We start from the raw sequence: 13,817 nt of genomic DNA, 5'->3' as shown, positions 1-13,817 counted from the left end.
CATGGCCCCGAACCGGAACCCCCAAGTGTCACCAGGGCGTTGACAGGTGAGACTTGGGGCGAGGGAGGGCACTGTGACGCAGGAGCACACGCGGGATCCCTGGCGGCTGCTGCTGGTCGAGGACGACCGGGAGCTGGCCGGGCTGCTCATCGAGGTGCTGGGGGACGAGGGGTACGCGGTGGACGTCGCGGCCGACGGGCAGCGGGGCCTGCACCTCGGTCTCACCCGCACGTACGACGTGCTCGTCATCGACCGGCGGCTGCCGGTGGTGGACGGCCTCGATCTGCTGCGGCGGCTGCGGTCGCGTCCGGTGCGCTCGCCGGTGCTGCTGCTGACCGGGATGGGCAGCGTGCACGACCGGGTGGACGGCCTGGACGCGGGCGCCGACGACTATCTGGTCAAACCCTTCGATCTGGACGAACTCACCGCCAGATTACGGGCGTTGTGCAGGAGATCGCTGGAGGCGACCGATGTGCTGCGGATCGGGTCCGGCCGGCTGCACGTCGGGCGCCGCGAGGTGGTCCTGGCGGACGGGGAGCGGATCGCCCTGGCCGCCCGGGAGTTCGCGCTGATGTGGGCGCTGGCGAGCCGCCCGGACACGGTGTACTCGCGGGCGGAGCTGCGCCGGATCGTCTTCGAGGAGGCGCACGCGCCGTCCATCGTCGACACCTATGTGTACTACCTGCGCCGCAAGCTGGGCCGCCGTGCGGTGCGCACGGTCCGCGGACTCGGCTACCGGCTGGGGGCGTTGTGAGAGAGACGGGGCACGGCGGCGACGGGGCGGTGCGCCGGGCGCGGCGGCGGATCGCCTGGACCACCGGCGCCATCATCACCCTGCTGGTCACCGTCGTGGGCGGGGTCGCGTACGCCGTGATGACACACGCGCAGGACGACCAGGTGCGCCGCGAGGTGCGCTTCGGCGCGGCGCACGGCGACCTGACACGGCCGCCCGGGTGCATGTGGCTGTACGGCCCGGGTGCGACGGTCCTGCCGAACGCTCCGGCCGGGTTCCCGTTGCGCACCGATCTGGACCGGGTGCGGCTGGGCCGCGCGCCGGTGGAGCGCACGGTGCGCAGCGGGGACGCCGTGTATCTGGTGCGCACGCAGGTCCGGGACGACGGCGACGTGGTGCAGGCCGTGTTCGACCTGCGGTTCCAGCTCGCCGACCGCAGCCATCTGTGGTTCGCGCTGGGGGTGGCCGAGGCGGTGGGTCTTGCCGCGGCGGGCGTCACCGGCGCGGTCCTCGGGCGCCGGGCGGTGGCCCCGCTGGCCGAGGCGCTGTCCCGGCAGCGGCGGTTCGTGGCGGACGCCAGTCATGAGCTGCGTACGCCGATCACGCGGGTGCACACGCGGGCGCAGGTGCTGGCGCGGCGGGCGGCGGCCGAGGGGCTGCCGCCCGCGCACCGGGAGGGGCTGGTCCGGCTGGTCGCCTCGGTCGGCCGGCTCGGCGAGGTGCTGGACGATCTGCTGTCGTCGGCGACGCTCGCGGCCGGGCCGGCGTGGCGGGCGACGCGGCGGCGGGTGGACCTGGCGGCTCTGGTCCGTTCGGCGGCCGCCGAGGAGGCGGAGCGCGTACGGGAGCGCGGGCTGACCGTCCGGGTGGACGGGCCGCCGTATCCGCTGTGGGTCGACGGGGTGGCGTCCGCGCTGCGCCGGGCGGTCGGGGAGCTGCTGGCCAATGCCATCGCCCACACCCCGCCGGGCGGCCGGATCGAGCTGGCGCTGTCTGGGACGGGCACGACGGTGGTGCTGGCGGTCTCGGACACCGGCGCCGGTTTCGACGCCGGTGAGGCCGAGCGGCTGTTCCGGCGCTTCCACCGGGGCGGCGAGGGCCGGTACGGGCTGGGGCTCGCCCTGCTGCGGGAGGTGGTCACGAGTCACGGCGGCACGGTCGTGGCGGCGGGCCGGCCGGGGCACGGCGCGCGGTTCACGCTCCGCCTGCCGCAGAGCGCCCCGTCGCCGCCGGTGGTCGCGGACGGCGGGGTCAGGGCATGGCGTGGGTGGCGAGCAGCCGTGCCGCTGTCCGTACGTCCTCGTCCAGTGGCCGGTCCGGGTCGACCGGGTCGATCGCGGCGCTGAGGGCGTCGAGGAGGGCGGCGCACCGGGGCGCGGTGGGCCGTCTGGCGCCGACGTGGACGGCCTGGCGCAGGCCGAGGGCGAGGGAGCCGCACAGCAGGCCGAGCAGTTCGGCCAGGTCGTGGGCGCGCAGGGCGCCTTGGGTGCCGAACGGGACGATGTCCTGGTTGTGGAGGTTCGTGGGCAGGCTCTGCATGGCGGCGGGGGTCGCGCAGCGGCGGATCTCCGCGACGAAGGCGGTGGTCGCCAGTTGCACGCCCTGGAGGCCGTGCTGGGCGCCGGGTTCGGTGGCGAGCATGGGCGGGAGGCCGCCGTTGCGGGCCGGGTCGACCAGCAGGTCGAGCTGGCGTTCGGCGAGGTTGCCGAGCTGCGCGGTGACGGAGGCGAGCAGGTCGGCGGCGAACGCGGCGGGCTGCCCGAAAAAGTTGCCGCCGTGCACCGCTCTGCCCTCCGCCGGGTCGGGGTGGACGGGGTCCCCCACGCCGGGGAAGAACAGCGGGTTGTCGCTGACCCCGGCCAGGTCGGCGGCGATCACCGCGTCGATGTGGCGCAGCGCGTCCTCGGCGGCGCCGAGCAGTTGCGGGGAGCAGCGGATGCTGTACGGCTCCTGGAGCGGGCGGGTGCCGGACGGTGTGGTCCCGGCCAGGTGGCGCCGCATGCGCGTGCCGGTGTCGACCGCACCGGGATGGCCGTAGGCGCGCAGCAGGTCGGCGTCCAGGAAGCCCGGGTCGCAGCCGAGCAGGTCGGCCAGCAGGCAGGTCAGGGCGGTGAGCGCGCGGTGGGCCGTGCGGACGGTGTCGTGGGCCAGGGCCAGGGCGGCGGTGGTGACGGAGGTGCCGTTGACGAGGGCGAGGGCGTCGCGGCCGTCCAGGGCGAGGGGGCGCAGTCCGGTGGCGGCGAGCGCCTCGGCGGCGGGCATGCGGCGGCCGTCCGCGTAGGCGTGGCCCCGGCCGCGCAGCGCCTGGGCGGCGTAGGCGAGCGGGACGAGGTCGCCGCTGGCGCCGACGGAGCCGTAGCGCGGTACGGCGGGCGAGAAGGTGGTGGCGAACATCGCCGCGAGCCGTTCGACGACCTCGGCGGAGACCCCGGACAGGCCCTGGGCGAGGGAGCGGGCGCGCACCAGCAGGGCGGCGCGCACGATGCCGTGCGGCAGGTCGGGGCCCTGGCCGGCGCCGAGGTGGGCGAGGGTGTTGTCGCACTGGTCGGCCTCGTCGGCCCGGCCCGCGTAGCCGACGAGGGCGCCGAAGCCGGTGGTGGCGCCGTAGATCGGCCGCTCCCCGGTGCCGTCGTCGCCGTCGCGCAGGGCGCGGAAGAGGCGGCGCCCGCGGTCCAGCCGGGCGCGGGCCGCCTCGTCCACGGTGACGGCCAGGGGCTCGGCCGCGCGGCGCAGGGCGGCGGGTGCGAGGGGGCCGGTGAGGGTGACGGTGTCCGTGGTGGTCAGCACGTCCGGAACGGTAGGCGGGCAATCTCAGAGCGCTCTGAAATCCGCTGGATAGCTTCCGGGCCATGGCGCATGACTACGTGATCATCGGAGCGGGGCCCGCGGGACTTCAGCTCGCCGCCTCCCTGGAGCGTGCCGGTGCGGACTACGTGGTACTGGAGCGCGGCGGCGTCCCGGGCGCGTTCTTCACCCGTTTCCCCCGGCATCGCACCCTCATCTCGACCAACAAGGTGCACACCGGTTACCAGGATCCGGAGCTGCGGCTGCGGATGGACTGGAACTCCCTGCTGAGCGACGATCCGGAGCTGCTGTTCACCCGGTACAGCCGGCGCTACTTCCCGGCGGCCGACGACATGGTCCGCTATCTGGCGGACTTCGCCGAGCGCACCGGCGTCCGCGTGCGGTACGGCACCTCGGTGGAGCGCGTCTCGCGCGACGCCGACGGGTTCACCGTGACCGACGCCGCCGGGGAGACCCGGCGGGCGCGGCGCGTGGTGGTGGCCACCGGGGTGCCGCTGGCGAACGTGCCGTCGATCCCCGGCATCGGACTGGCCGAACGCTACGACACGTTCGACACCGACCCGGAGTCCTTCACCGACCAGCGGGTGCTGGTGATCGGGCGGGGCAACTCCGCCTTCGAGACGGCCGACAGCCTGATGGAGACCGCGGCGGTCATCCACCTGGTCGGCTCCGGTTCGCTGCGCCTGGCCTGGCAGTCGCACTACGTGGGCCATCTGCGGGCGGTGAACAACAACTTCCTGGACAGCTACCAGCTCAAGTCCCAGAACGCGCTGCTGGACGGGCGGGTCCTGGAGATCCGGCGGGACGGGGACGGCTTCCGGGTGCCGGTGGCCTTCGAGCGGGCCGACGAGGTGGTGAAGGACCTGCGCTACGACCGGGTGATCGTCGCGACCGGGTTCCGCTTCGACGCGTCGGTCTTCGACACCACCTGTGCGCCCGAGACGGTGATCGACGGCCGGTTCCCCGCCCTGACGCCGGTCGGTGAGTCGGTGAACGTGCCGGGGCTGTACTTCGCCGGGACCCTGACGCAGGGCCGCGACTTCAAGAAGTCCACCACCGGTTTCGTGCACGGCTTCCGCTACTCGGTGCGCGCCCTGTACCGGGAGCTGCGCCGGCGCCATCACGGCGAGCCCTGGCCGGTGGCGGAGGTGGGCCGGGAGACCGGGGCGGCCGTCGACCGGATCATCGAGCGGGTCAACCGGTCCTCCGCGCTGTGGCAGCAGTTCGGCGTCCTCGGCGACCTGCTGCTGCTCGCCCCGGACGGCACGATGCGCTACGCCGAGGAGGTCCCGGTCGGGCACGTGGCGCAGGCCGTGCGTGCCGGGGACTTCGGGGAGGTGGCCGCGTACGCGGTCGTCACCCTGGAGTACGGGGCCGACCACGACCGGGTGGACCCGTTCGACGTGTCGGCGGGCCGCCCCGCGCAGCGGGACGCGACGGGTCTGGACGGCCGCTATCTGCACCCGGTGGTGCGCTGGTACCGGGACGGGGAGGATGCCGCCGAGCACCATCTGACGGAGAACCTGGAGAACGAGTGGGACAGCGAGGACGTGCACAAGGGCCCGCTGCGCGCGTTCCTCGCCGCCCGGCGCGGCCCGGCCGCCCCGGTGGCGCCGTGACACTGCGCGCGCTGCACGAGACGGCACGCCGGGCCCTGGACCCGGTGCACTACGACTATGTGGCGGGCGGCGCGGGCGAGGAACGCGTCCTCGCCGACAACGAGCGGGCGTTCGACCGGTACGCGCTGCTGCCCAGGGTGCTGCGCGGCAGTGAGCGGCGGGACACCTCCGTCGATCTGCCGGGCGCCCCGGGGGCGGGCCCGGTGGTGGTCGCGCCGACCGCGTTCCACCGGCTGATGCACCCGGACGGCGAGCGGGCCACGGCTCGGGCCGCGGCGGCCGAGGGTGCCGTCCTGGTGACGGGCACGGCCGCGACCGTCGCGGTGGGCGAGGTGGCCGCGGCGGCCCGGGAGGCGGCGGCCGGCGCGGCCGTGTGGTTCCAGCTCTATCCGCATCCGCGCCACGAGGTCACCGAGGCGCTGGTGCGGCGGGCGGAGGAGGCGGGCTGCACGGCCCTGGTGGTCACCGTCGACTCCCCGGTGTTCGGGCGGCACACCCGGGACCTGCGCAACGGGTTCACCGACCTGCCGCCCGGCTGCGCCGCCGAGAACATGCGCAACCTGCCCGGCGCCCCGCCGAGCGGGCTCACCGACATCCCCATGTCCCCGGCCCTGACCTGGCGGGACTTCGACGCGCTGCTGGGTACGACCTCGCTGCCCGTGCTGGTGAAGGGCGTCCTGCACCCGGCGGACGCGCTGCTGGCCGTGGAGCACGGCGCGGCCGGGATCGTCGTCTCCAACCACGGCGGCCGCCAGTGCGACACCGTCCCGGCGGCGGTGGACTGCCTGCCGGCGGTCGCCGAGGCGGTCGCGGGCCGGGTGCCGGTGCTGCTGGACGGCGGAGTGCGCCGGGGCGGCGACGTGGCCGTCGCGCTCGCGCTGGGCGCGGCGGCGGCCGGGGTGGGCCGCCCGGTGCTGTGGGCCCTGGCCGCCGAGGGCGAGGCGGGCGTGCGGCGGGTCCTCGCGGAACTGCGCGACGACTACGACCACACGCTGGCCCTGTGCGGGGGCGCCCGCAACGCCGATCTGACGCGGGACATGGTCGTCCCGAGAGGCGGGACGCGGTGAGCGGCGGGCGGACGGCGGACACGTGGTGGCTGCCGCGCGCCGTGGTGGCGCTGCGGGTGCGCATCTTCGAGAAGGTGAACCACGACCGGGCCGTGACGCTGCCCAACGCGGCCCACGGGCCGGAGGTGTTCGAGCGGGTGTACGCCCATCCGGCCGCGAACGGCCGCAGTGCCGGGGCGGGTCTGTCGGATCTGTTCTGGTACTGGCTGTCGCCGGGGTCCGAGGTGCACCAGGAGCACCTGGAGCCGGGCGCGCGCTACGAGGACGTGGCCGAGACGACCCGGCGGATCCTGGCCGGCGGCTCGGCCGACCTGGCGGCGGCGGCCGCCCGCGCGGTCGCCGGTGTCCTGGACGCGCTGCCCGCGGACCGGATCAGCCTGGTGCGGCTGCGCGACCTGGTGATGCCCGCCTGGGCGGAGTTCTGCTACGGGCTGGTGTTCCGCGAGCCGTGCCCGCCGCACGCCCGAAAGCTGATCACCGCGCACGCCGACGATGTGATCAGCGCCCTGAAGTGCACGGGGCTGCGCCATCCGCGGCGCAGGGCGCGGCTGACGGCGTATGTGCGCGAGCGGCTGGCGGCCGGTGACGTGCCGCACCGGCTGCCGGCCTCGCTCTCGCCCGAGGAGCAGGTGTTCTACCTCCAGGGCACGTTCTTCAACACGGCCGTCGTGCAGCTCTCGGAGGCGACGGCGCATCTGCTGCTGGCGCTGGCCCGGCATCCCTGGGTGCAACGGCGGCTCGCGGACGACCCGGGCGACGACCGGTACCTGACCCAGGTGCTCGACGAGACGATGCGGCTGTATCCGCTGTTCGGCATCGCGCACCGCATCACCACCGACGACATCCCGCTCGACGCCCGGACCACGCTGCCGCGCGGCTCGGTGGTGTGCTTCAGCTACCCGGACTACCACGCCACGGGCTACGAGCGGCCCGACGTCTTCGACCCGGACCGCTGGGCGTCGCTGTCCGCCAGGGACGCCCATCACATCCCGTTCGGGGTGGCGGCCAACCGGCCGTGTCCGGCGTGGCGGCTGTCGCCGCTGGTGCTGCGGGCCGCCGTACGCGAGGTGCTGGGCCGCTTCCGGCTGGAGTCGACGGTCTCGCACACCCGGTCCATCCCGCACCGCGCGCCCTGCCTCATGGTCCCGCGCGGCCTGGAGCCCGGCAGGCGGCTGGCGCCGCTGCGGGGCTTTCTGCGGGTGCGCGACGGCGTGGAGGACGTCACCCGGGGGGTGCGGCAGCTCGTGCTCGGCACGGTGATGGTGCTGCACGCCCGCCGCCAGCGCCCCGCAGCACGCTACTTCGAACGGTTCCCGCCCGGCCGGTGCCCGGTCGCGCGCCCAGGAGGTGACGGCGGATGAAGCCGACGGAGCTCGCCCCCGTGTTCTTCCTCGCCGTCGTGGTGATCCTGGCCGTCTGCCGGCTCGTCTCGGGGCTGCTGCGGCGGGTGGGGCAGCCGCCCGTGGTCGGGGAGATGCTCGCGGGCGTGGTGCTGGGCCCCTCGGTGCTCGGCGCCCTCCTGCCGGGCGTCGAGGCGCGGCTGTTCCCCGAGGAGTCGCGGCCCGTCCTGTACGTGGTGGGGCAGATCGGCCTCGTCGCGTTCATGTTCCACGTCGGCTGGGACTTCCGGGTGGACCGGCTGCGCGGTGTCGCCCGGCCGGCCGCGATGGTGTCCGCGGCCGGGGTGCTGGTGCCGGTCGTGCTCGGGGCGGTGCTGGTCGCCGCCGTCGGCGAGCGGACCGGCACGCTCGCGCCGGGGGTGCCGCTGGTGGTGTCGGCGCTGTTCGTGGGGGTGGCGCTGGCGGTCACGGCATTCCCGATGCTGGCGCGGATCATCGCCGAACAGGGCCTGGCCGGAACCCGGTTCGGGTCGCTGGCGCTCGGTGCGGGCGCCGTGGACGACGCGGTGGCGTGGGTGCTGCTCGCGGGTGTCTTCAGTATCTCCGGGGGCAGCGCGGGGCTGGTGTCGCTGGCCGTGGCCGGTGCCCTGGGGCTCGTCGTGGTGCTGGGGGTGGTGACGCGTCTGCACGGCCGCACCGTGCGGCTCGCGGAGCGGGCGGCGCCCGAGAGCCTGCTGCCGGTGCTGGTCGGCGCGCTGTTCCTGGTGGCCTGGTACACCGACGAGATCGGGCTGTACGCGGTGTTCGGGGCGTTCTGCCTCGGACTGGTCTTCCCGCGCTCGGAGCAGCTGGACCACACGGTGGAGACGCTGAAGCCGGTGGGCACGGTGTTCCTGCCGCTGTTCTTCACCTACTCGGGGCTGAACACGGACTTCGCCCTGCTGGGCTCGGGGCCGGTGCTGCTGCTGACCCTGGGGGGCGTGCTGGTGGCGGTGGCGGGGAAGTTCGGCGCGTGCTGGCTCGCCGCGCGGCTGGCCGGGGAGCCGGGGCCGGTGGCGCTGCGGGTGGGGGCGCTGATGAACGCGCGGGGGCTGATGCAGCTCATCGCGCTCAATCTGGGCCTCGCGGCGGGCATCGTGACCCAGGCGCTGTTCAGCGCGCTGGTGGTGGTCGCCGTCGTCACCACCGTGATGGCGACACCGCTGCTGCACTGGATCGACCGGCGGGAGCGGGCACGCCTCGGCCCGTCCCGCGCCGGGGCCCTCGCGCCCGGGGTGCCGGAAGGGCGCTGACACGGGGCCGGGCTCCGGCGACGCGTGCGCGACACGTGTCGGCGGAGCCCGGTGGGCGGCGCGGCGGTCGGTCCGGCGAACGGTCCGGTGGACGTCAACCCCCAGCCGCCAGGCGTCTCTTGTCGGGTTTCCCGGCGGGGGTGAGCGGTACCTCCTCGAGGAGGGTGAGGCGGGTCGGCGCGGTGGCCTCGCCCAGCTCGGCGGCGACCAGGGCGCGCAGTTCGCCGAGCCGGGGGAGGCGGCCCGGCGCGGGCACCACGAAGGCGTGGACGGCCTCACCTGTGTCGTCGTCGGGGACGGCGACGACGTACGCCTCCCCCACCGCCGGGTGCGTGGCGAGCACCCGCTCGACGGGACCGGCGTAGTACACGTTGGCATTCACGATGATCACGTCGCGGACGCGCCCGGTGAGCCAGAGCCGGCCCTCGCCGTCGAGGTGGCCGCGGTCGCGGGTGCGGACCCAGTCGCCGGTGAACACCTCCGCGCTCAGGGCGGGTTCACCCCAGTAGCCGCAGCCCTGCGAGGGCGTGCGCACGAAGAGCTCGCCGTCCGTTCCGGGCGGCAGGCACCGGCCCTCGGCGTCCCTGACCTCCAGCTGGACCGGGGGGACGCCCAGCGAGCCGGGTTCGTCGTCCGGGGTGGCCATGGAGATCATGCCGGTCTCCGTCTGGCCGTAGCCGTGGAAGACCACCGGTCCGAGCACGTCGGCCGCCTCGCGCAGCCGGTCGGCGTCGAGCGGGGAGCCGGAGACCATCAGGGCGCGCAGTGCGCCGAGGTCCACGGGCCGGGCCCGGACGCTCGCGACGAGCTTCGTCAGGCGGGCCACGGTGATGACGCTGCCGGTGGCCCGGTGGCGCACCAGGCTGTCGGGGAAGGCCGGGGCATCGGCGGTGACGAGGGTGCCGCCCGCGGCGAGGGCGAGCAGCCCGTACTCCATCATGACCTGGCTGGCCAGGGTGCCGAAGACGAGGAACCGCTCCAGCCGCGGGGCGAGTTCGCGGACGGCGGGCGGCCAGCGGTCGGGGTGCGCCGCCCAGGCCGCGGTCATCGCGGCGTAGGTCTGGGCGCACGCCTTGGGGACGCCGGTGCTGCCGCTGGTGTGCAGGAGCCGGGCGATGTCCTGCGGCCGGGCCGAGACCAGCGGGCGGCGTCCGTCGTCCTCGGTGGCGAGCAGGTCGTCCAGGGCGAGGACGGTGCCGGGCCGCGCGCCGGCCGCGCCGTCCGGGGAGTCGGTGACCCGGAAGGCGGTGCCGGTGAGCACGTGCTGCCGCTGGCGTGGCGTGAGTCCCGGCCGTACGCCCACCACGCGGGCGCCCACGGCGTGGGCGGCGAGGACGGCGGCGAACGCCTCGGGGCCGACGCCGAGCAGCAGGGCGACACCGTCGCCGGGACGGACGCCCCGGGCGCGCAGGCCGCTCGTCACCCGCCCTGTCAGGGCCAGGAGCCGGTGTCCGGTGACGACCCGGTCGCCGTGCTCGAAGACGGGACGGTCGCCCGCCGCTTCGAGGAGGTCGAGGACGGCGCCGGGGAACTGCTCAGCCAAGGCAGGACTTCACGAACGCGGCGAGCGGCTGCCGGTGGACGGCCGGGATGTCCCAGTCGTTCTCCAGGTTCTCCGCCAGGTGGTGGGCCCCTGCGAGTTCGCCGTCGCGGTAGTGGCGCACCACGGGGTGGAGGTAGGTGGCGTCCCTCGCGTGTTCGGGGTCGTTCTCGCTGACGCGGGGCACGGTGACGTCGAAGGGGTCGACGTGGTCGTGGTCGGGCCCGTACTCCAGGTCGACGACGAACCGGTGCGGGGCGGGGCCGAGTCCGCCGTCGCTGACGTAGTCGAGGGGGACCTCCTCCTGGTGGAGGGCGTGGTCGTCGTGGACGGTGACCACGTCGCCGAGGAAGCCGAACTGCTGCCACAGGCCGGAGGAGCGGTTGACGCGCTCCACGAGGGCGTCGGCGACGGCCTCCGGGGCTGTGGGCAGGGTGCGGGCCGGCCAGGGTGTCGCGTGGTGGCGGGCGCCGAGGATGCGGTGCAGGGCGCGCACGCCGTAGCGGAATCCGTGGATGAAGCCGTTCGTGGAGCGTTTGAAGTCGCGCTGCTGCGTGAGCGTGCCGGCGAAGTACAGGCCGGGCACGTCGACCGACTCGTAGGCGGAGGTCTGGGCGGGGAAGCGGCCGTCGACGGCGAGGGCCGGCCGGCAGTCGGCCTCGAACGGCGAGGCGTCGAAGCGGAATCCGGTGCAGACCACGACGCGGTCGTAGTGGAGTTCGCGGAGCCGCTCGGTGGTCCGGGCGTAGCGGAACTCCACCCGGTAGCCGCCGTCCGCCCGCCGTTCGATCCGCTCGACGGTGCCGTCCAGGACGGCGTTCTGCGACTTGAGCTGGTAGCTGTCGAGGAAGTTGTTGTTCACCGCGCGCAGATGGCCCACGAAGTGGGTCTGCCAGGCCAGTTTCAGCGAGTGCGGTCCGGCGACGTGGATGACGGCGGCCTTCTCCATGAGGGAGTCGGCGGTCTCGAACGCGGAGTTGCCCTTGCCGAGGACGAGCACCCGCCGGCCGGTGAAGGAGGCCGGGTCGGTGTCGAAGTCGGCGTAGCGTTCGGCTTCCTCGATCCCGGGGATGTCCGGGATGTGGGGCAGGGACAGGCCGGTGGCGACGACGAGTCGCCGGGCCCGCCAGGTCCGGCCGGTGTCGTCGCGTACGGTGAAGCCGTCGTCGTCGCGGGAGACGGAGGCGGCCCGGACGCCGTACTCGACGCGGGCGCCGGTGCGCCGGGCGAAGTCGCCCAGATAGCGCACCATGTCGTCGGCGGCCGGGAAGTAGCGCTCGCTGTACCGGGTGAACCGCAGTGCGGGATCGTCGGTGAGCAGCGAGTTCCAGTCCATGCGCAGGTCGCGTTCCGGGTCGGTGTAACCGGTGTTGACCTTGTTGATCGATATGAGCTGCCGATGCCGGGGGAAGCGGGTGAAGAACGTCCCGGGCCCGCTCCCCCGCTCCAGGACGGCGTAGTCGCGTCCCTCGCGTTCCAGCAGAGCGGCGAGCTGGAGTCCGGCCGGTCCGGCCCCGATGATGAGGTAGTCGCGCACCATGGGGCGGACGCTAGCGGGCACGGATCAGAGGACTCTGAGATTGCGGCACCGCCGCCCGTCCGCCGGACCCGGAGGCGGCCCCGGCGGACGGGTGCGGACGAGGGCGGGCGGGGCGGGCGGGGCGGGTCAGGCGAGGGCGACCAGGGCGCGGTGGTCCTCGCTCCACAGGTCCTCGTCCGCGTCCGGCAGGAGCAGGACGCGGCCGGGGCGCAGGGCGTCGATGGCGCCCTCGTCGTGGGTGACCATCACGATCGCGCCCGGGTAGGAGCCGACGGCCGCCAGGACCTCGGTACGGGAGGCGGGGTCGAGGTTGTTGGTCGGCTCGTCCAGCAGCAGCACGTTGGCACCGGAGTGGACCAGCCCGGCCAGCGCCAGGCGGGTCTTCTCCCCGCCGGACAGGACCCCGGCGCTCTTGTCCGCGTCGTCCCCGCCGAACAGGAACGCGCCCAGGACCCGCCGCGCCTCGCCCTCCGTCAGGTGCGGCGCGGCGTCCGACAGGTTCTGCAGGACCGTGCGCCCGGGATCGAGGGTGTCGTGCTCCTGGGCGAAGTAGCCCAGCCGCAGCCCGTGTCCGTGCACCACGCGGCCGGTGTCGGGCCGCTCGGCGCCGGCGAGGATGCGCAGCAGGGTGGTCTTGCCCGCGCCGTTGAGGCCGAGGACGACCAGGCGGTTGCCCCGGTCCACGGCCAGGTCCACGCCGTCGAGGACCCGGCGGCCGCCGTAGGACTTGGTCAGTCTGACCGCGCCCAGCGGCATCCGGCCGCACGGCAGCGGCTCGGGCAGCCGGATCCTGGCGGTCTTCTCCGTGCGGCGGGCCGGTTCCAGATCCGCCAGCATGCGGTCCGCGCGCCGGGCCATGCTGCGGGCCATGGCGGCGGTGGCCGAGCGGGCCTTCATCCGCTCCGCCTGCGTGTGCAGGGCCGCGGCCTTGCGCTCGGCGTTCGCCCGCTCCCGCTCCCGCCGTCGCCGGTCCGCCGCACGCTGCGTCAGATGGGCGGTCCAGCCGGTGTTGTGGATGTCGATGGTCGCCCGGGTGGCGTCCAGGTGGAAGACCCGGTTGACCACACCGGCGAGCAGAGCGGTGTCATGGCTGATCACCACGAGACCGCCCGGGTACTCGCGCAGGAACGCGCGCAGCCAGCCGGTGGAATCGGCGTCCAGGTGATTGGTCGGCTCGTCCAGCAGCAGCACGCCGTCGTGGCCGGCGAACAGGATCCGTGCCAGCTCGACCCGGCGCCGCTGGCCGCCCGAGAGGTCGCCGACCGGCTCGGGCAGCACCCGCTCGGGCAGGCCGAGCCCGGCCGCCACACGGGCGGCCTCGGCCTCGGCCGCGTACCCGCCGCCGGCCTGGAAGGCGGCCTCGGCCGCGGCGTAGGCTCGCATCGCCCGCTCAAGGTCGCCGGACGAGACGGCGCCGGCCATCGCGGTCTCGGCCGCGCGCAGGCGGCGCAGTGCCGCGTCCAGGCCGCGAGCGGACAGGATCCGGTCCATGGTCGTGACCGCCGGGTCGGCGGCGCGGGAGTCCTGCGCGAGGTGGGCGACCGCGCCGGTGCGGGTGATCGTCCCGGCGGCGGGCTCGGCCCGTCCGGCCAGGGCGGTCATCAAGGTGGTCTTCCCCGCTCCGTTGCGGCCGACCAGGCCGATACGGTCACCGGGGGAGACAGTGAAAGAAATACCCGAGAGCAGCAGGCGGGCGCCCGCACGCAACTCGGCATCGCGAACAGTGATCACGGGATGACGCTCCGAAAAAGCGAAAGGACACACTTCTGGCGTGGAAGCGGGTCCTCGGCTAGGAGATTCGGGGCGTAGACATGTGCTTCACCATAGCCGACGCCGCCCGGCGGGCCACAGCCCCGCCCGGCTCCCGGGGCTCCGGCAGGG

General features: G+C 74.8%; 10 protein-coding genes. 6 read left to right on the top strand and 4 right to left on the bottom strand.

What is annotated here, in order from left to right:
* The first annotated feature begins 73 nt into the window (after positions 1 to 73).
* Together A8713_RS31410 and A8713_RS31405 are read left to right on the top strand one after the other, a co-directional pair.
* A complete protein-coding gene (locus A8713_RS31410; RefSeq protein ID WP_216826785.1) occupies positions 74 to 754 on the top strand; it encodes a response regulator transcription factor in 681 nt (226 codons plus the stop codon).
* Entirely contained in the window at positions 751 to 2,079 is a 1,329-nt protein-coding gene (locus A8713_RS31405) for a sensor histidine kinase (RefSeq protein ID WP_064537103.1), read from the top strand. The genes A8713_RS31410 and A8713_RS31405 overlap by 4 nt, the downstream gene beginning before the upstream one ends.
* On the opposite strand, the gene A8713_RS31400 is transcribed toward A8713_RS31405, so the two are convergent.
* Entirely contained in the window at positions 1,985 to 3,520 is a 1,536-nt protein-coding gene (locus A8713_RS31400; protein ID WP_064537102.1) for an aromatic amino acid ammonia-lyase, read from the bottom strand. The genes A8713_RS31405 and A8713_RS31400 overlap by 95 nt on opposite strands.
* 62 nt (positions 3,521 to 3,582) lie before the next feature.
* Here A8713_RS31400 and A8713_RS31395 point away from each other — a divergent pair, with 62 nt between their 5' ends.
* The 4 genes from A8713_RS31395 to A8713_RS31380 are packed head-to-tail and all read left to right on the top strand — an operon-like array spanning position 3,583 to position 8,856.
* Positions 3,583 to 5,157 (top strand): FAD-dependent oxidoreductase, encoded by a 1,575-nt coding sequence (locus A8713_RS31395; protein ID WP_064537101.1) that lies wholly within the window; start codon positions 3,583 to 3,585, stop codon positions 5,155 to 5,157.
* Complete coding sequence (locus A8713_RS31390) at positions 5,154 to 6,224, top strand: alpha-hydroxy acid oxidase (RefSeq protein WP_064537100.1); 1,071 nt, start codon at positions 5,154 to 5,156, stop codon at positions 6,222 to 6,224. Before A8713_RS31395 ends, A8713_RS31390 begins: the two co-directional genes overlap by 4 nt.
* Positions 6,221 to 7,585 (top strand): cytochrome P450, encoded by a 1,365-nt coding sequence (locus A8713_RS31385; protein ID WP_064537099.1) that lies wholly within the window; start codon positions 6,221 to 6,223, stop codon positions 7,583 to 7,585. Before A8713_RS31390 ends, A8713_RS31385 begins: the two co-directional genes overlap by 4 nt.
* Positions 7,582 to 8,856 (top strand): cation:proton antiporter, encoded by a 1,275-nt coding sequence (locus A8713_RS31380; protein WP_064537098.1) that lies wholly within the window; start codon positions 7,582 to 7,584, stop codon positions 8,854 to 8,856. Before A8713_RS31385 ends, A8713_RS31380 begins: the two co-directional genes overlap by 4 nt.
* A 94-nt stretch (positions 8,857 to 8,950) precedes the next feature.
* Here the strand turns inward: A8713_RS31380 and A8713_RS31375 are convergent, their stop codons facing one another.
* The 3 genes from A8713_RS31375 to A8713_RS31365 all read right to left on the bottom strand — a co-directional run bounded on the left by A8713_RS31375 (position 8,951) and on the right by A8713_RS31365 (position 13,667).
* Entirely contained in the window at positions 8,951 to 10,399 is a 1,449-nt protein-coding gene (locus A8713_RS31375; RefSeq protein ID WP_064537097.1) for a class I adenylate-forming enzyme family protein, read from the bottom strand.
* Positions 10,392 to 11,936 carry an NAD(P)-binding domain-containing protein gene (locus A8713_RS31370; protein ID WP_064537096.1) on the bottom strand — a complete coding sequence of 515 codons (1,545 nt, stop codon included), beginning with the start codon at positions 11,934 to 11,936 and terminating at the stop codon, positions 10,392 to 10,394. The genes A8713_RS31375 and A8713_RS31370 overlap by 8 nt, the downstream gene beginning before the upstream one ends.
* Before the next feature lie 126 nt (positions 11,937 to 12,062).
* The gene (locus A8713_RS31365; protein WP_173860938.1) at positions 12,063 to 13,667 is read right to left on the bottom strand and encodes an ABC-F family ATP-binding cassette domain-containing protein; all 1,605 of its coding nucleotides are present in this window, start codon (positions 13,665 to 13,667) and stop codon (positions 12,063 to 12,065) included.
* Positions 13,668 to 13,817 lie beyond the last annotated feature (150 nt).

Source organism: Streptomyces sp. SAT1 (assembly GCF_001654495.1).
Taxonomy (GTDB): domain Bacteria; phylum Actinomycetota; class Actinomycetes; order Streptomycetales; family Streptomycetaceae; genus Streptomyces; species Streptomyces andamanensis.
The sequence above is the reverse complement of the archived record's forward strand: the minus strand, read 5'-3'. Positions and strand labels throughout refer to the sequence as shown.

Excerpts from the sequence above, each read along its gene's own strand:
- A8713_RS31380 (WP_064537098.1), top strand. The coding sequence starts at position 7,582 with ATGAAGCCGACGGAGCTCGCCCCCGTGTTCTTCCTCGCCGTCGTGGTG.
- A8713_RS31395 (WP_064537101.1), top strand. The coding sequence starts at position 3,583 with ATGGCGCATGACTACGTGATCATCGGAGCGGGGCCCGCGGGACTTCAG.
- A8713_RS31370 (WP_064537096.1), bottom strand. The coding sequence starts at position 11,936 with ATGGTGCGCGACTACCTCATCATCGGGGCCGGACCGGCCGGACTCCAG.